This is a genomic window from Caulobacter soli (genome assembly GCF_011045195.1).
Classification (GTDB): domain Bacteria; phylum Pseudomonadota; class Alphaproteobacteria; order Caulobacterales; family Caulobacteraceae; genus Caulobacter; species Caulobacter soli.
Map to the genome: position 1 here is coordinate 599,945 of NZ_CP049199.1, position 17,383 is coordinate 617,327.

Below are 17,383 nucleotides of genomic sequence, written 5' to 3' on the forward strand. Positions count from 1 at the left end.
CCTGCCGGCACGCCGGCTGACGTTTTACGCCCTCACCCTCCCAACGCTTCGCGTCGAGTCCCTCCCTCTCCCCACGGGAGAGGGTTTCGGTGAGACTACTTCTTCAGCTTCTCGATCAGCGCCATCGCCGCCGCCGGGTTCCTGACCTTGGCGCCGGCGATGAAGTAGGCGAACACGTCGCCGCGCTGAGCCCAGCCCTGGGTCTGCTTGGCGATCCCGTCCAGTTCGTCCGAGCTCATGCCGGTCGGTTCGTCCGGCTTGCTCGACATCAGCCGCGCATAGGTGAAGTCGGCGGTCGGCTGGTCGATGCAGGGCCAGGTCGGCTCCTCGTCGACGGCGTAGACGATGGCCGCGCCGTACTTGGCGGCCAGGTCGTAGAATTGCTGATCTGCGAAGGTGGGGCTGCGGACCTCGAGCGCGTGACGCGCCGGCCGGCCGCCGATCTCCTTGGGCAGCAGCTTCAGGAAACCCTCGAAATCGACGGGGTCGAACTTCTTGGTCGCCATGAACTGCCAGTTGATGGGCCCCAGCTTGGGTCCCAATTCCTCCAGCCCCTGGCCCAGGAACTTCTCCAGGGAGTCGTTGTTCTCCGACAGCACCCGGCGGTTGGTGCAGAAGCGGCTGGCCTTGACCGCGAACACGAAGTCGTCGGGCGTCTCGTCGCGCCACTTCTGCCAGCTGTTGGGCTTGAAGGTGGAGTAGTAGGTGCCGTTGATCTCGATGCTGGTCAGCTTGGACGCGGCGTATTTCAGCTCGTCCTTCTGCTTGAGATCGTCGGGATAGAAGGGACCGCCCCGCCAGGGCTCGAACGTCCAGCCGCCGATGCCGCAGCGAATGGTTCCGGTCATGACTGTTCCCTTCCTGTTCTCGCGGCGCACCCTAGCAGCGGCCGCGAAAACCGGAAGCGGAAAAAGCCTAGCGGCGAACCTGCAGTTCCTGCACCTCGGCCCGGCCGCTGCGCTTGCCGAACACGCAGGTGGCTTTGCCGCGCGCGCCCTTCATGTGCTTGGGCTTGTAGACGCCCTCCAGGGTCGAGACCGTGACGTCCTGAAAGGTGTCGCCATAGGCGGTGACGCGGACGTTGCGCAGCTCCTCGGCGGCGGCGATGCAGGCCTTGTCCGAGCGGGCGCGCAGGTCGTTCCAGGCGCCGGGCGTGGAGGCATGGGCGGAGCAGGCGGTCAGGGCCAGCAGGGCGGCGGCGGTCAGGGCGAGGCGCATGGGGAACTCCGACGGTAGGGATGGCGAGGCTTAACGTGTCGGTGTGACGAGCGGTTGCCGACTTGCCCCCACCGGACCGCTACGCGGTCTGTCCGCCCCCATAGGGGGGCGGAGGACGCGCGCACGGCGCCTCTTCCCTCTCCGGGGGAAGACGATCGCGAAGCGATCCGTAGGGGGCAAGTGATCAGCATTCCACCCGATTAACGGAAAGCCCCACCGCCAGCCCGCCCAGCGACGTCTCCTTATAAATCTCGTTCATGTCCTCGCCGGTGCGCTTCATCGTGGCGATCACCTTGTCGAGCGACACCGAGTGCTGCCCGTCCCCCAGCAGCGCCAGGCGCGCGGCGTCGATGGCCTTGATCGCGCCCATGGCGTTGCGCTCGATGCAGGGGATCTGGACCAGGCCGCCGATCGGGTCGCAGGTCAGGCCCAGATTGTGCTCCATGCCGATCTCGGCGGCGTTTTCGATCTGGTCGTTGGTGCCGCCCAGCGCGGCGCAGAGCCCGGCCGCCGCCATCGAGCAGGCCACGCCGACCTCGCCCTGGCAGCCCACCTCGGCCCCGCTGATCGAGGCGTTGCGCTTGTAGAGCGCGCCGATCGCCGCCGCCGTCAGCAGGAACACCCGCACCCCCTGCGGCGTGCCGTTGTGGAAACGGTGGTAGAAGCGCAACACCGCCGGGATCAGGCCGGCCGCGCCGTTGGTCGGGGCGGTGACCACCCGGCCGCCGGCCGCGTTCTCCTCGTTGACCGCCATGGCCCACAGGTTGACGTAGTCCATGGCCGCCAGCGGGTCGCTGATCTGGCGCTCCATGCGGCCCTGGATGGTCTGGTGGATCTGGCGGGCCCGGCGCTTGACGGCCAGGCCGCCGGGCAGGATTCCGGTCTCGCGCATGCCCCGGTCGATGCAGGCTTCCATGGCGTCGAAGATGCGATCCAGCCCCGCCTCCAGCTCGTCCTGGTCCATGCGCGCCAGCTCGTTGGCGGCCATGACCCCGGCGATCGACACGCCCGCGTCGGCGGCGCGTTGCACCAGGTCGGCGCCGCTTTCGAACGGGTGCGGGATTTCGGGGCCGGGCTCGGGCGGGGCGTTGCGGCCCATCTCGCTCTCGTCGCGCACGAAGCCGCCGCCGATCGAGAAATAGGTGCGCTCGGCCAAGACTGCGCCGGCGGCGTCGAAGGCGGTGAAGGTCAGGCCGTTGGGGTGCTGGGGCAGGCGCTCGTGACCGGCCCAGACGATGTCGCGCTCTTCGTCGAAGATGATATCGATCTCGCCGCCCAAGAGGAGCGACTGGGTGGCCCTGGCCTCCAGCAGGGCGGCCTCGCCCACGTCAGGATCGAGTTCGGCGGGCACGAAGCCCATCAGCCCCAGGATCACCGCCCGGTCGGTGGCGTGGCCGCGTCCGGTCAGGGCCAGGGAGGCGTAGAGCCGCGTCTCCACCCGGGCGACGCTGGGGAGTCGGCCGGCGTCGCGCAAGCGGCCGACGAACAGGCCGGCGGCCGTCATCGGCCCCATGGTGTGGCTGCTCGACGGGCCGACGCCGAGTTTGAACAGGTCGAAGACGGAGGCTGTCATTCAGGTTTTCACGCGTTACGCCGTGAACGCGATCGGGGACATGCACATGTGCATGTCCCCGTCCGCATCTCGAGCGATGCTAAGTTACTTCCGGTCCGCTTTCGTCGTGTCGCGCAGCGCCTTGAACTCCGAGCCCGCCTGCCATTCCGGCCAGGTCCTGGAATTGGCGAGGTCGGCGCCGATCTCGTAGAACAGGCCGATGTCCTGGGCCTGGCCGGTCAGGTCCCAATCCGCCGACCATTCGTCGGCCGGCTGGTGGTAGCGGTTGGCGGTGTAGTCCTCCTTGGCCTTCCTGCCGGCCTCGTTGCCGCCGGTCACCAGATCGTCGCCGGAGGCGACCGAGATGGCCGGCACGCCGCGCTTGGCGAAGGGGAAGTGGTCCGAGCGATAGAAGTGGCCGGCCTGGGGCGTGGGATCAGGTGTGAAGTAGCGGCCGTGGGCCTTGGCCTTGGCCACCAGCAGGTCCTGCAGGTCGACCTTACCGTCGCCCGAGGTGGTGATGTCCTTGGCCGGGCCGGCGGCCGACAGGGCGTCGATGTTCAGGTCGCCGACGGTCTTGGACAGCGGGTAGAGCGGGTTGGACGCGTAGTATTCCGAGCCCAGCAGGCCGCGCTCCTCGGCGGTGACGGCCAGGAACAGGATCGAGCGCTGTGGGGCCGGCTGGCTCTTGAAGGCGCGGGCCAGCTCCAGGATGGCGGCGACGCCGTCGGCGTTGTCGATCGCGCCGTTGTAGATCTTGTCGCCCTTGGCGTCCGGCTGGCCGACGCCCAGATGGTCCCAGTGGGCGCTGTAGATGATCGTCTCGTCGGGACGCGTCGCGCCCTTGATCCGGCCGGCGATGTTCTTCGAAACGATCACCGAATGGTCGACGGCGTAGGCGGCCGAGAAGGTCGCGCCCTTCAGTTCCACCGGCTTGAAGTCGCGGCTCTGGGCCTGCGTCTTCAGGGCGTCGAAATCCAGGCCGGCCGACTTGAACAGGTCGACGGCGACGTCGCGCTGGATCCAGGATTCCAGATTGGGGTGAACCTTGGCGGGTTCCTTGCGGACGATGTCGAACATGGTGGCGGTGTTGGAGTTCTTGACCGTGGCCCAGCCGTAGGCGGCCGGCGCGGTTTCGTGGACGATCAGCACCCCGGCCGCGCCCTGGCGGGCGGCTTCCTCGAACTTGTAGGTCCAGCGGCCGTAATAGGTCATGGCCTTGCCGCCGAAGTCACCGGAGCCGGTCTCGAAGTCCGGGTCGTTGATCAGCACCACCAGGACCTTGCCCTTCAGGTCCAGGCCCTTGAAGTCATCCCAATGGCGTTCGGGCGCCTTGACGCCATAGCCGACGAACACGATCGGGGCGTCCTTGAGGACGACGCTGTCGACATTGGTCATGGCCGCGCGGATGGCGATCTGCTCGCCCTGGGCCAGGGGAACGGCCTTGCCGCCGACGGTGAACTGGGCGGCGATCGGGCCCTTGATGTCGAACTTGCCCAGCGGCACGTCCTGGGTCCAGGCGCGGGTCCCGTCCGTCTTGGGATCGCCGGCGGGCTCCAGGCCGATCGCCTTCATCTGGCCGACGATGTAGTCGACGGCCTTGGTCTCGCCGGCCGTGGCGGGGCCGCGGCCCTCGAATTCGTCCGACGACAGCACCTTGATGTGGGCCGACAGCTTGGCGGGGTCGATCTTGGGCGCGTCGGCGGCATGCGCGAGCATGGGAACGGCGATCAGGGCGGTCGCGAGCAGCAAGCGTTTCATCGGGTCTCTCTTTTGGAGCAGATCTTGATCGTTGGCCCGGACCCTAGCCTTAGCCGGAGCGGACGGGAAGGCGCGCCGACGGGGACACGCACAAGTGCATGTCCCCGGTCCGTTACAGCTCGCCTGCCAGCACGCGCGCATACAGCGCCGGATCCACGTTGCCGCCGGAACAGACGATCGCCGCTGTCTGGCTCTTCAGGTCGATCTTGCCGGTCAGGGCCGCCGTCAAGGCCACGCAGCCGCCGGGCTCGATCACCAGCTTCAGCACGCCGAAGGCGTAGCGCATCGCCTCGGCCACCTCGGCGTCGGTGACGGCGACGATCCCGGAGAGGGTCTTGCTGTTGATCGGCCAGGTTAGCTCGCCGGGGATCGGGGTCAGCAGGGCGTCGCAGATCGAGCGGGCGTCCGGATCGATGGTCTCGCGCTGGCCCGAGGCCAGCGAGCGGCGGGTCTCGTCGAAGCCGGCCGGCTCGGCGCCCCAGACCTCGGTGGCGGGCGACAGCGCCTTGACCGCCGTGGAGACGCCGGCGATCAGCCCGCCGCCGCCGACGGGGCTGATCACCTTGTCCAGGTCCACGCCCAGCGCCCGGGCCTGCTCGACGATCTCCAGCCCGGCCGTGCCCTGGCCCGCGATGATGTGCGGGTCGTCATAGGACGGCACGACCACGCACCCGCGCTCGGCGGCGATCTGGTCGGCGATGGCGACGCGGTCCTCGGTGAAGCGGTCGTAGAAGCGAATCTCGGCCCCGAAGCCGCGCGTGCCCCCGACCTTCACGGCCGGCGAGTCGGACGGCATGACGATCAGGGCCGGGCAGCCGAGAAGCTGGGCCGCCAGGGCCACGCCCTGGGCGTGGTTGCCCGACGAGAAGGCCACGACGCCCCGCCGGCGCTCGTCGTCGGTCAGCTGGGACAGGCGGTTGTAGGCGCCGCGGAACTTGAAAGCCCCGGCCCGTTGCAGGGTCTCGGGCTTGATCAGCACCCGGCCGCCGAGGCGTTCGTTGAGCGCGGGGCTCTCGATCAGCGGGGTGCGAACGGCCTGGCCTTCGAGCCGGGCGGCGGCGGCTTGGATGTCGGAAAGGGCGATGGTCATGACCGTCAGGTTTATCGCCATGAAAGCTGCGCTGAAACCCTTTGCGAGCTGCGCCGTTCAAGCCATAAGAGAAGCGTCGAGACCGCTGGGGATATACCGTGAAGAAAGCTCTGTTCGCCGCCGCGGCCTGCGCCGCCGTGGCCGTAGCCGCGCCCGCGTTCGCCGGCGAAGTCTTCGTCGGCGCGTACAAGCATGACGTCACCTTCGTCGGAAACCTGGTCGGCCTGGGCGCCGCCGGTCGCGAGGACGGCGTCGACGTCCACCTGGGCTATCGCACCGACAAGATCGAAAGCCTGCGCTGGCTGGGCAAGCCCCAGGTCCACGCCATGATCTCGATCAACAGCGAGAACACCTCCAACTTCGTGGCCGCCGGCTTCGACTGGAAGATCAACCTGGGCAAGCCGGGCGGCTTCTACCTGCGTCCGGGCATGGGCCTGGCCTATACCGACGGCGAGACCGGCCTGCCGCCGGCCAACGCCCCGGGCCTCAGCCAGGCCGAGATCGATCGCCGCACCAAGCTCTACTACACGCGCATCGACTTCGGTTCGAAGGTGCTGTTCGAGCCGGAACTGGCCCTGGGCTACGAGTTCAACGACAAATGGTCGGGCGAACTCAGCTACGTCCACCTGTCGAACGGCCAGATCTTCCACCATGGCAAGAACCAGGGGCTTGACGACGCCGGGGTCCGGCTGGTCTACAAGTTCTGAACCGGGCGGCCTCCTTTCCAGTGAGGCCGCTACGCCGATCACAAGAGATGAAACGTCCGCCGCCGAGTCCTGTCGAAGGGCCGCGGGCGCCTTTCGGCAGGTGATAAGGCATATCTGAACATGGCCAATGTGACCGTTGTCGGCGCCCAGTGGGGCGACGAGGGCAAGGGCAAGATCGTCGACTGGCTGTCCAACCGGGCGGACGTCGTCGTGCGTTTCCAGGGCGGCCACAACGCCGGCCACACCCTGGTGGTCGACGGCAAGGTCTACAAGCTGGCCCTGCTGCCGTCGGGCGTCGTGCAGGGCAAGCTCTCGGTCATCGGTAACGGCGTGGTCGTCGATCCCTGGCACCTGCTGGGCGAGATCGCCAAGATCGCCGAACAGGGCGTGGTCATCGGCCCGGACCTGCTGGTGCTGGCCGACAACGCCACCCTGATCCTGCCGCTGCACAAGGACCTGGACCAGGGCCGCGAGGCCGCGTCCAGCCAGAAGATCGGCACCACCGGCCGCGGCATCGGCCCGGCCTATGAGGACAAGGTCGGCCGTCGCGCCATCCGCGTCGCCGACCTGGCCGACCCCGAGGCCCTGAAGCCCAAGATCGAGCGCCTGCTCAGCCACCACGGCGCGCTGCGCCGGGGCCTGGGCCTGCCCGAGGCCGACGGCGAGGCGATGTTCAATGAGCTGATGGAGATCGCGCCGAAGATCCTGGCCTACGCCCAGCCGGCCTGGCGCCTGCTGGACCAGGCTCACAAGGCCGGCAAGCGCATCCTGTTCGAAGGCGCCCAAGGCGCGCTGCTGGACGTCGACCACGGCACCTATCCGTTCGTCACCTCGTCCAACACCGTCGCCGGCCAGGCCGCGGCCGGTTCGGGCATGGGCCCCAAGGGGCCGGGCTACGTGCTGGGCATCGTCAAGGCCTACACCACCCGGGTCGGCGAAGGTCCGTTCGCCTGCGAACTGGACGATGAAGTCGGCAAGCATCTGTCGACCGTGGGCCGCGAGGTCGGCGTCAACACCGGCCGCGCCCGTCGCTGCGGCTGGTTCGACGCGGTGCTGGTGCGCCAGTCCGTCGCCATCAACGGCATCGACGGCATCGCCCTGACCAAGCTGGACGTGCTGGACGGCCTGAAGACCCTGAAGATCTGCGTCGGCTACAAGATCGGCGACCGCGAGGTCGACTACTTGCCGGCCGGCATGCGCGACCAGGCCGCCGCCGTGCCGATCTACGAGGAGATGGAAGGCTGGAGCGAAAGCACCGCCGGCGCCCGCTCGTTCAAGGACCTCAACGCCAACGCCATCAAGTATGTGCGCCGGGTCGAGGAACTGATCGGCGCGCCCGTCGCCCTGCTGTCGACCAGCCCCGAGCGCGACGACACCATCCTGATGCGCGACCCCTTCCAGGGATGAGACTGCAACGGATTTTCCAAGGCTAAGTTAGCGATTGCTTAGCAGGCAAGGCCTTATGACGGTGGCCTCTCTGGGGAGGTTCGCCGTCTTTGGTCGCTGCGCGTCGTTTAATGAAGTCCGCAAACAAGGCGGATCGTCTGACGCGCAGCCTCCGAGCGCTTGATCGGGAGGCGTCGACCAGTCGCGTCCTGAACCTGCTGGCCATCGAGGCCCGCAGCGGCCACAGGCCCGAACACGGCGAGGCGCCGTTGTTCCGCAATCGCATCCTCAACACCGCCCTGGTGGTCAAGCACCGCCTGCGGGCCGACGATATCTTCCTGTTCGACGAGATCCGGCCCAACGCCACCAAGATCATCATTCCGTTCGAGCGTAGCGACCTGGGCCTGGGCGGCCAGTCGTTCTTCGTGGGTCAGCGCGGCTGGGTGGACCTGCTGCGCGAGGCCTGCAACGAACACACCGACATGGCGCGCGACCTGGCGACCCTGCGGCTGATCGATCAGTTGCCGTCGCTGGATCCGTTCCTGCTGCGCGAGCATCTGCGCCGCCACGGCCTGTCGGTGGCCTCCAGCTATTTCGCGCTGTCGGGCGCCGACATGGAGCAGATGCAGAGCTTCGTGTCGGTCCAGATCTCGCAGCTGATCAATCTGGCCTATCGCGACGCCGGCCGCATCGTGCCCGGCGCGCACGCCGCGCGCCTGGTCGAGGCCTTGCTGTCCACCGACGTCGACGAGCGGCTGGAGCCGCTGCGCGAGACCCTGGTCATGGACGGCGACAGCTTCAAGGAAGGCGTCTTCAGCTGGAAGGGCTTCCTCTATTACAAGTGGATGCTGAACCGGCTGTGGGCCGATCTGGACACCGTCGGCGGCGAGATCGCGCGGCTGACGATCACCGGCAATCGCGACGTGGCCATGCAGCGGTTCGTCGACGACACCCGCAAGCGCCTGCGTCGCGGCATCCTGATCGAGCGCAAGTCGATCCTGCGGGCGCTGGACGTCTATGACCGCGCGTTCGACGACCTGATCGAAAACGGCAAGCCCCAGGCGTTCCGCGAATTCCTGCTGCGCGCGCCCGACATGTTCCTGTCGCTGGGCGAGAAGGTCGGGGTCATCGCCCACATCGCCAGCTTCTGGCGCTACCGCTTCCCGATCGGCACGCCCCTGGTGGCCGACATCGAGGACGCCATCGACATCCTCCAGGATTTCGACGCAGGATTGACCGCAAGCCTGGCCGCCTGAAGGACGTTCTGCCGCAACCGGCGACTAATAAGCGGATTTTTACCATCGACCGCCTAGTGTGCGGGCTAGTCATCTTTGGAGCACCTGGGTCCCGTGTTCGACGGCAATATCCGCACCTTGCAGCGTATCGCGGCGAAGATGCAGCGCGTGCTGATCGTCGACCCGAACACCGCCGCCGTGCGCCTGCTCGCCGACCAGCTGCGCCATGTGGGCAATGTCCAGGTCTTCCACGCCGCCTCGATCGAGGCCGGCTGGGGCATGGCCCGCACGGTCGACCCGATGCTGATCTTCGTCGAGCACGCCTCCAGCGGCTGCGACGGCCTGGCCCTGGCCAAGAAGATCCGCCGCAGCGACCTGGCCTGCCGCGAGAACCCGATCATCATGTGCACGTCGGAAGCGACGGCCGAGGCGATCTTCGGCGCCCGCGACGCCGGCATCCACGAGTTCATGCGCAAGCCGTTCACGATCAAGGATCTGGAACGGCGGCTTGAAGCGGTGACGCTGAAGCCCCGCGACTGGGTCGAGGCCGTGCAATATGTCGGGCCCGACCGCCGCCGCTTCAACTCGGCCGAATACAAGGGCCCGCGCAAGCGCAAGGCCGACGCCGGCGGCACGCCCGCCGCCCGCCTGTCCCAGGCCCTGCGCATCGTCAAGTCGGCCGCCCAGGCCCTGGACAGCGATCCGAACCAGGCCCGCCGCGCCCTGGCCGCCCAGGCGGTCGAGCTGAAGAAGGTCGGCGAGGCCGTCAAGGACAACCGGCTGGTCGAGGCCGCCGCCGCCCTGGAGGCCGTCACCGCCGGCGGCATGGGCCGCGCCGAACTGCTCAAGCGCATCGACGGCCTGATGGGCTTCATGACCGAGGGCGACAACAACGGCCGCGGCGCGGCCTGACGCTTTGCGCGTCATTTCCACGACTTAAAACCTACACGGGTCCGTCGTGACGCTGTCGCGGGACGGCAACACGGCCGGTCTACAGCCCGCCCGATAGTCCGCGCTGTCTCGCGCGGCGACTCGGGGGCACTTCCATGATCCGCATCAACAAGGGCGCCTTGCTGCGCCGCGTCAGCGCCTTGGCGCTGGCTTCGCTGGCCGTTTCGGCGCCGGCCCTGGCCGCCGACCTGCGTGGCCGGGTCGTGGACGCCGCCGGCGCGCCGCTGCCGGGCGCCTGGGTCGAGGCGGGCGGGCGCTCGACCACGGCCGGTCCCGACGGTCGCTTCGTGCTGAGCAATGTGGTCCCGGGCGCGACCGACGTGACCGTGGCCTATGTCGGCTACAGCGCCTCGACCCTGCCGGTCACCGTGGCCGACGCCGGGAACGAGGTTCTCCTGACCCTCAAGCCCACCGACGAGGTCTCCGAAGTGGTGGTCAGCAGCGCCCGCGCCGCCGAGCGCCGCTCGCTGCAGGTCAAGAAGGTGGCCGACAACTTCGTCGAGGCCCTCTACGCCAATGACGTGGGCAAGCTGCCCGACCAGAACGTCGCCGAGGCCGTGCGCCGCCTGCCGGGCGTGTCGGTGGCCAACGACCAGGGCGAAGGCCGCTATGTGATCATCCGCGGCGTGGATCCGCGCTACGTCAATGTCACGGTCAATGGCCAGACCGCCGCCGCGCCCGAGCCCGACAGCCGCCAGGTCAAGCTGGACGACATCCCCTCGGCGATGATCGGCTCGGTCAAGGTGATCAAGAGCCTGACCGCCGACCTCGACGCCAGCGCCATCGCCGGCCAGGTCGACATCGTCACCCTCAGCGCCTTCGACCGTCATGGGATCTTCGGCAGCCTGCGCGGCGACTACGGTCAGTTCGACCTCAACGACAAGAACCCCTATCAGGTCGACGCCCAACTGGGCGGCACGTTCGGCCCGGACGGCCAGTTCGGGGCAGTGGTCTCGGCCAACTATTCCAAGCGCCCGGTCGAGTCGCAGAACGTGGCCGGCGCCTCGTGGGCCAACGGCCTGCCGACCGACTTCGACACCCGCGACTACAACCTGGTGCGCGAACGCACGGGCTTCGTCGGCAATTTCGACTGGCGTCCGACCGACGACGTCCAGCTGTACCTGCGCAGCGCGTACTCGAAGTTCACCGACCACGAGACCCGCGACCGCTTCCGCCTGCCGATCGCCGGGACCATCGTCTCGAGCTCGGCGACCACCGGTTCGTTCACCAAGGCCACGGGCACGCGTTACGTCCGACGTCGCGACGAGGACGACAATACCAAGACCGTCTCGGTCGGCGGCCGCTTCAACCTGCCGGTCGGCCACCTGGACGTCGACGCCGCCTATAGCCGCGCCGAGAAGACCGACCCGCTGCGCAGCGAATTCCAGTTCGCCACCGGCAAGACCATGGCCGGGACCTACGACACCTCGGACGTGCTGTTCCTGGTGACCCCGACGGCGACGGCCTATGACCCGGCCCAGTACACGTTCAAGAGCACCAACTACGATCGCCGCGAGGCCGTCGAGGAGCTGAAACAGGCCCGCGCCGACTACAGCTATCCGCTGGCGATGGTCGGCGAAGGCAGCGAGCTGAAGGTCGGCGCCAAGCTGATCGACCGCTCCAAGACCAACGACCGCGACTATACGACCTACGACCCGGGCGCGACGGCCTTCACCCTGGCGGCCCTGAACCCACCGACCTTGGATTCGACCTATGACGGTCGTTACAAGTTCGGTCCGATGGTCAATTACGAGGCCGCCCAGGCCTACGTCACCGCCCACCCCGCGACCCTGAAGCTGAACGTCGCCAAGTCGCTGAGCACCGCCCTGCTCAGCGACTACGACGTGTCGGAAAAGATCTATGCCGGCTACGCCATGGCGACCCTGAAGCTGGGTCGAGTGACCTTGGTTCCCGGCCTGCGCGTCGAGACCACCGACGGCGACTACACCGCCAAGACCTTCAACAACGTCACGTCCAAGCAAGGTCCGGACACCACGGGCTCGAACAAGTACACCAACTGGTTCCCCAGCCTGAACGCCAAGATGGACGTCACCGATCGCCTGGTGCTGCGCGCCGCGGCGACCACGGCGATCGGCCGTCCGGACTACGTGTCGCTGGCCCCGGCCATCACCGTCGACGCCACGGCCGACACGGTCACCCAGGGCAATCCGGGCCTTAAGCCGCTGCTGTCGGCCAATCTGGACGCCGGCCTCGAATATTACCTGCCGGGCCAGGGCGTGCTGTCGGTCGCCGCCTTCTTCAAGGACATCCAGGATCCGATCTTCACCCAGACCCTGCTGAACCAGAGCGGCACCTACGGCGGCGTGGCCCTGACCGGCGCGGCGGTGACCACCCCGCTGAACGCCAGCAAGGCCAGCATCGCCGGCATCGAGTTCAACGCCCAATCGCAGCTGACCTTCCTGCCGGGCGCCCTGGACGGCTTCGGCGTGGGGGCGAACCTCGCCCTGATCGACTCGACCCTGCGCGGCGTGCCCGGCCGGGGCGTCGACAGCCTGCCGCTGGCCCAGCAGTCCAAGACCGTCGCCACCGCCCAGCTGTTCTATGAGAAGTACGGCTTCTCGGCCCGGGTGGCCTATTCCTACCGCTCCAAGTTCCTCTACACGATCGGCGCCGACCAGGGCTCGGACGTTTGGTGGGACGACCACGGCCAGCTGGACGCCCGCGCCGCCTACGCCTTCGGCAAGACGGCCAGCATCTTCATCGAGGGCAGCAACCTCAATGACGAGCCGTGGCGCACCTTCGTCGGCAGCGACCATCACCTGGGCGAGAACGAGCGCTACGGCCGGACCTTCCGGACGGGCGTCCAGCTCAGCTTCTAGAACCCGACCCCATTCCTGCCCCTGGACGCCCCGCGAAAGTGGGGCGTTTCTTTCTAAAGGACTAGCGCGCCAGCCAGCGGCGCAGGGCGGCGTTGACCGCGTCGGGCGCTTCCATCGGCGTCATGTGGCCGGAGTCAGGGATCACCACCATGTGCGTGCAGCCGATGGCGTGGGCCATCTCGTGCTGGCCGGCCAACGGGGTGATGGCGTCGTGTTCGCCGCAGATGATGACGATCGGGCGGCGCAGGGCCTTCAGCGCGGCTTCGCCGTCTTCGCGCGGCAGTCCGTTCTGGCGCAGGAACACCTCGCGGCCCAGGCGCTGGGTCATGGCCTGGATGCGGCCGGTCAGGTCCTTGTCGTCGAGCCGCGAGGCGTCGACATAGCTGGCCATCAGCCGGTCGGCGACGCCCAGGAAGGCGCCCTCGTGGCTGGCGGCGGCGTTGACGGCGCGGCGCTGGGCGGCGCGTTCTGGGCTGTCGGCGCGGATGGCGGTGTCGATCAAGGCCAGGCGCGCGATCCGCTCGGGCGCGATCCGGGCGATCTCCTGGGCGACGTAGCCGCCCATGGAAAAGCCGGCCAGGGCGAAGGTCGGCTCGGCGTTCGCCAGCACCTGCTGCGCCAGTTCTCGCAAACTCTCGCCGTGCGTCAGGTCGGGGACCTGGCAGCGGGCCACGTCGGCCAGGCCGGCGATCTGGTCGCGCCACAGCTCGGCGTCGTTCAGCAGGCCAGGCAGGAGCAGGAGTTGGGGGAGGGTGCCGGGAATGGGATTGCTCATCGAAAAACGCCCCGGACCTTTCGATCCGGGGCGCTCCACGCGTTCAGGTCTTGGCGGACTAGGCTTCGACCATGTTCTTGGCGATGGCGGCTTCGCGCATCGACTTCTGCAGCTTCTCGAACGCCCGGACCTCGATCTGGCGGACCCGCTCGCGGCTGACGCCATATTGCGAGGCCAGGTCTTCCAGGGTGGTCGGGTCGTCCTTCAGGCGCCGCTCGGTGAGGATGTGGCGCTCACGGTCGGTGAGTTCGACCATGGCCTCCTCGAGCAGGCTCATCCGCATGGACTTTTCCTGGTTGTCGGCGACGACGGTCTCTTGCGAAACCTGATCGTCGTCCGCCAGCCAGTCCTGCCACTCGCTCTCGCCGTCAGCGCGCAGCGGCGCGTTCAGCGAAGCGTCCGGACCGCCCAGACGGCGGTTCATCGAGATGACCTCGCTATCCAGCACGCCCAGCTTGGTGGCGATGGCGCTGACCTGGTCGGGGCGCAGATCACCGTCCTGGAAGGCCTCGATCTGGCTCTTGGCCTTGCGCAGGTTGAAGAACAGTTTCTTCTGCGCGGCGGTCGTGCCCATCTTCACCAGCGACCACGAGCGCAGGATGTATTCCTGGATCGAGGCGCGGATCCACCACATGGCGTAGGTGGCCAGGCGGAAGCCCTTGTCGGGCTCGAACTTCTTGACGGCCTGCATCAGGCCCACATTGCCTTCGGAGATCACCTCGCCGATCGGCAGGCCGTAGCCGCGATAGCCCATGGCGATCTTGGCGACGAGACGCAGGTGGCTGGTGACCATCTTGTGGGCGGCTTCGCTGTCCTGATGCTCTTTCCAGCGTTGGGCGAGCATGAACTCCTCGTCCTTCGGCAGCATCGGGAACTTGCGGATTTCGGTGAGATAACGCGACAGGCCGCCGTCCGGCGACATCACCGATAGTGAATTCACGGCCATAGATAACTACCCCTTGGTGCGGATCCGCACGCGGACCGCGCGCCATCATCCCCTCAACGGAGGTTCAGATAGGTACGCGTCGTGGCGAAGGTAAGGTCGATAACGTATTTGTAATGTCCGACACCCGGACTCGGGTATTGGCGCTACGAAAGTGAGAATGAACGTTCATTCTCACTTTTTCAAGTGCAAAATGCCGCGCGACGCGACGTCACTCTGCGGGGCCGCATCCGCGCTTGCCCGAACGGGCCAAGTCCACATCTAATAGCCGAGCTTGACGCCAAGGAGGCTTCCCGTGACGCGCTTCGTTATCCGTGCCTTGATCGCCGCCCTGGGCCTGTGGCTGGCGTCCGAGGTCGTGCCGGGCATCGCCGTGCCGGGCGGCTGGACCAGCCTGCTGGTCGCCGCCATCCTGCTGGGCGTCGTCAACGCCATCGTCCGGCCGGTGGTCTTCGTGCTGACCCTGCCGATCACGGTGGTGACGCTGGGTCTGTTCCTGCTGGTCGTCAACGCCGCCATGCTGGGCCTGGTCGGCCTGCTGCTGCAGGGCTTCGTCGTCGACGGCCTGTGGGCCGGGATCTTCGGCTCGCTGGTGGTCGGCGCGGTCAGCTGGCTGGGCCACCTGCTGATCGGCGACGGGCGCGAGCGGGGCTAGGTTCCCACCGCGCTGGCCGCCAGGTCGCGCCAGCCGCGCGCTTCCTTGCGGAAGTGGGCGTGGGTCTTGGCCAGGCGCTTGTCGATCTCGGCCAGGGTCTCGCGCGCCTCGTCCTTGCGGCCGGTCTGGGCCAGGAACACCGCGTAGCGCGCCATGCCCTCGAAGCCCGGCAATTGGTCGGCGGCCAGGCGCAGCAAGGGCTCGGCCTCGGCTTGACGGCCCAGCTGGGCGTAGGCGCGGCCCAGGGCCATGGCCGCCTGGGGCGTGCGGGTCTTTGACTGAGCGTCCAGCGTCGTCAGCAGCGGCAGAGCCTCGGCCGCGCGGTTCAGCTCGACCAGGGCGTTGGCCCGACCCAGCAACAGTTGCGGGTCGTCGGCGTACATGCCCTGCAGCGCCTCGGCATAGAGGCGCTCGGCTTCGGCGTGACGACCCAGGCCCACGGCGGCGGCGGCCAGTCGCGCGCGGTTGGCCACGGTGGGGGCGTCCTCGACCGCCTTGCCGGCGTCCCGGTATTCGCGCTGCGGGTCCAGCGTCTCGCGCGCGGCCTTGCGCATCTTCTGGGCCGTGCCGCCGCGCGTGAATTCGGGCAGGAAGATCGCCAGGAAATAGATCAGCGCGCCGATCGGCTGGACGATCAGGATGATGAACACCCAGTAGAGCTCGCGGTGGCTACGCACCACGTGCACGCACATGGCGATCGAAAAGGCCAGCAGAGCGAGCCCGAGAAGAGGGGAAAGGCCGAGCAGGAACGACATGGACGACTCCGAACGTGCGGACGGTGTCTCTCGCGTCGTCGCGGCGGCGTCAATCGGTCAAGCTGAACCGTTGGGGCCTACTCGCCCTGACGCGCGGCCTTCTTGGGATCGGCCTTCGGCGCGGGGGCCAGGCGCAGCACCTCGGCCTGGTAGCGCTCGTCATCGCCGGCCGCCGCGAAGGGCAGGGCGTCGCACAGGGCGTCCAGCATCGGGTCCAGCCACTGGTGCTCGACCTTGTGGAAGTCGCCCAGCACGTAGTGCATGACCGCGTCCTTGTGGCCCGGATGGCCCACGCCGATCCGGCCGCGCCGAAACGTGTCGCCGATCTGGCTGGTGATCGAGCGCACGCCGTTGTTGCCCGCCGCCCCGCCGCCGGCCTTCATCCGGAAGCGGCCGGGGGCCATGTCGATCTCGTCGTGGAAGACGATCACGTCGGTCGGGGCCAGCTTGAAGAACTTCATCGCCTCGCCGACGGCGCGGCCGCTCTCGTTGTAGAAGGTCTTGGGCTTGAGCAGCAGCAGCTTGACCGGGCCGTTCGGGGTCGAGACCTGCCCCTCGCAGGCCAGGCCCTGGAAGCGCGACCGCCACGGCGCGGTCCCCCATTTGCGGGCCAGGGCGTCGACCGCCATGAACCCGACATTGTGCCGGTTCTTCTCGTATTTCGGCTCGGGATTGCCGAGGCCGGCGAGGATCAGCATCACAAAAACCTAAGGCTGGGAGCTCAAGGCGAGGGGGCAAACGCAAAACGGGCGGGCCGTGAAGCCCGCCCGTCTCGATAACTCGGATCGGAACTCCGATCGAAGGGCTTAGCCTTCGGTCGAGGTGTCGCCTTCGCCCGATTGCGAAGCGGCCGAGGCCTTCAGGTTGGCGATCACGAAGTCGCGGTCCTGGGCCGGACGCACGCCTTCCGGCAGCTTCACTTCCGAGATGCGGATGACGTCGCCGATGTCGTGCGAGGCCAGGTCGATGACCAGCTCTTCGGGGATCTTGTCGGCCGGGCAGGCCAGCTCGACGGTGTGACGGATGACTTCCAGCGTGCCGCCCTTCTTCAGGCCGACCGAGGTTTCATGGTTCTTGAAGTGCACCGGCACTTCGATCTTGATCAGCTGGTGCTCGTCGACGCGGTACAGGTCGAAGTGCAGCGGCACGTCGGTGACGGGGTGGAATTGCACGGCCTTGGCGATGACCGATTGCTTCTGGTCACCGTGTTGCAGGGTCACCAGGTGGCCCAGCAGCTTGCCGGTGTAGAGCGCCTTGCGGAATTCGTTGACCTTGACGGCGATGTTCACCGGGGCCTGCGGGCCGCCGTACAGAACGCCAGGGACGAAGCCTTGGCGGCGGGTTTCGCGCGAGCCGCCGGTGCCGGCGCGATCGCGGATTTCGACGTTGAGAATGATCTCAGCCATGTCTGTCTCTCTGGAGAGCCCCATGCTCTCGAAATGCGAAGCCGCCGCACAAGACTGAATTGTCCCGCCCGGTCGACGTTTTTGGGTCGCGCCTCATACACAGAACGGC

General features: G+C 67.7%; 16 protein-coding genes. 6 read left to right on the forward strand and 10 right to left on the reverse strand.

Translation table 11 applies throughout. The features are described from left to right. Window positions 1-95: 95 nt before the first annotated feature. The 5 genes from G3M62_RS02860 to G3M62_RS02880 all read right to left on the reverse strand — a co-directional run bounded on the left by G3M62_RS02860 (window position 96) and on the right by G3M62_RS02880 (window position 5,621). Window positions 96-848: a DUF72 domain-containing protein gene (locus G3M62_RS02860; RefSeq protein WP_165184568.1), complete on the reverse strand. Its 753-nt coding sequence runs from the start codon at window positions 846-848 to the stop codon at window positions 96-98. 67 nt (window positions 849-915) lie between these two features. Next, on the reverse strand, window positions 916-1,218 hold the full coding sequence (locus tag G3M62_RS02865; protein WP_165184569.1) for a hypothetical protein: 303 nt from the start codon (window positions 1,216-1,218) through the stop codon (window positions 916-918). Window positions 1,219-1,402: 184 nt separating this feature from the next. Continuing rightward, window positions 1,403-2,791 (reverse strand): L-serine ammonia-lyase, encoded by a 1,389-nt coding sequence (locus tag G3M62_RS02870; RefSeq protein ID WP_165184571.1) that lies wholly within the window; start codon window positions 2,789-2,791, stop codon window positions 1,403-1,405. 84 nt (window positions 2,792-2,875) lie between these two features. Next, entirely contained in the window at window positions 2,876-4,531 is a 1,656-nt protein-coding gene (locus G3M62_RS02875; RefSeq protein WP_165184573.1) for a M28 family metallopeptidase, read from the reverse strand. Window positions 4,532-4,643: 112 nt separating this feature from the next. Beyond that, a complete protein-coding gene (locus G3M62_RS02880; RefSeq protein ID WP_165191173.1) occupies window positions 4,644-5,621 on the reverse strand; it encodes a threonine ammonia-lyase in 978 nt (325 codons plus the stop codon). Window positions 5,622-5,719: 98 nt separating this feature from the next. Between G3M62_RS02880 and G3M62_RS02885 the strand changes: the two genes are divergently transcribed. The 5 genes from G3M62_RS02885 (at window position 5,720) to G3M62_RS02905 (ending at window position 12,740) form a co-directional block, all read left to right on the forward strand. Further along, window positions 5,720-6,328 (forward strand): acyloxyacyl hydrolase, encoded by a 609-nt coding sequence (locus tag G3M62_RS02885; protein WP_165184574.1) that lies wholly within the window; start codon window positions 5,720-5,722, stop codon window positions 6,326-6,328. Window positions 6,329-6,448: 120 nt separating this feature from the next. Then, window positions 6,449-7,735: an adenylosuccinate synthase gene (locus G3M62_RS02890; protein ID WP_165184576.1), complete on the forward strand. Its 1,287-nt coding sequence runs from the start codon at window positions 6,449-6,451 to the stop codon at window positions 7,733-7,735. A 110-nt stretch (window positions 7,736-7,845) separates the two neighbouring features. Continuing rightward, entirely contained in the window at window positions 7,846-8,970 is a 1,125-nt protein-coding gene (locus G3M62_RS02895; protein ID WP_165184577.1) for a hypothetical protein, read from the forward strand. A 93-nt stretch (window positions 8,971-9,063) separates the two neighbouring features. Then, window positions 9,064-9,861, forward strand: coding sequence for a response regulator (locus G3M62_RS02900; RefSeq protein WP_165184579.1), 798 nt, complete (start codon window positions 9,064-9,066; stop codon window positions 9,859-9,861). 134 nt (window positions 9,862-9,995) lie between these two features. After that, on the forward strand, window positions 9,996-12,740 hold the full coding sequence (locus tag G3M62_RS02905; RefSeq protein ID WP_165184581.1) for a TonB-dependent receptor: 2,745 nt from the start codon (window positions 9,996-9,998) through the stop codon (window positions 12,738-12,740). 61 nt (window positions 12,741-12,801) lie between these two features. On the opposite strand, the gene G3M62_RS02910 is transcribed toward G3M62_RS02905, so the two are convergent. Both G3M62_RS02910 and rpoH read right to left on the reverse strand, forming a co-directional pair. Continuing rightward, the gene (locus G3M62_RS02910; RefSeq protein ID WP_165184582.1) at window positions 12,802-13,515 is read right to left on the reverse strand and encodes an alpha/beta fold hydrolase; all 714 of its coding nucleotides are present in this window, start codon (window positions 13,513-13,515) and stop codon (window positions 12,802-12,804) included. Window positions 13,516-13,573: 58 nt separating this feature from the next. Then, on the reverse strand, window positions 13,574-14,461 hold the full coding sequence (gene rpoH, locus G3M62_RS02915; protein WP_165184584.1) for an RNA polymerase sigma factor RpoH: 888 nt from the start codon (window positions 14,459-14,461) through the stop codon (window positions 13,574-13,576). Window positions 14,462-14,753: 292 nt separating this feature from the next. On the opposite strand from rpoH, the gene G3M62_RS02920 reads away from it, so the two are divergent. After that, the gene (locus G3M62_RS02920; protein WP_165184586.1) at window positions 14,754-15,113 is read left to right on the forward strand and encodes a phage holin family protein; all 360 of its coding nucleotides are present in this window, start codon (window positions 14,754-14,756) and stop codon (window positions 15,111-15,113) included. On the opposite strand, the gene G3M62_RS02925 is transcribed toward G3M62_RS02920, so the two are convergent. From G3M62_RS02925 to G3M62_RS02935, 3 genes are all read right to left on the reverse strand, one after another. Then, window positions 15,110-15,868, reverse strand: coding sequence for a tetratricopeptide repeat protein (locus G3M62_RS02925; protein ID WP_165184588.1), 759 nt, complete (start codon window positions 15,866-15,868; stop codon window positions 15,110-15,112). The genes G3M62_RS02920 and G3M62_RS02925 overlap by 4 nt on opposite strands. 77 nt (window positions 15,869-15,945) lie before the next feature. Continuing rightward, a complete protein-coding gene (gene pth, locus G3M62_RS02930; protein WP_165184589.1) occupies window positions 15,946-16,566 on the reverse strand; it encodes an aminoacyl-tRNA hydrolase in 621 nt (206 codons plus the stop codon). Window positions 16,567-16,674: 108 nt separating this feature from the next. Further along, a complete protein-coding gene (locus G3M62_RS02935; protein ID WP_165184591.1) occupies window positions 16,675-17,274 on the reverse strand; it encodes a 50S ribosomal protein L25/general stress protein Ctc in 600 nt (199 codons plus the stop codon). Window positions 17,275-17,383 lie beyond the last annotated feature (109 nt).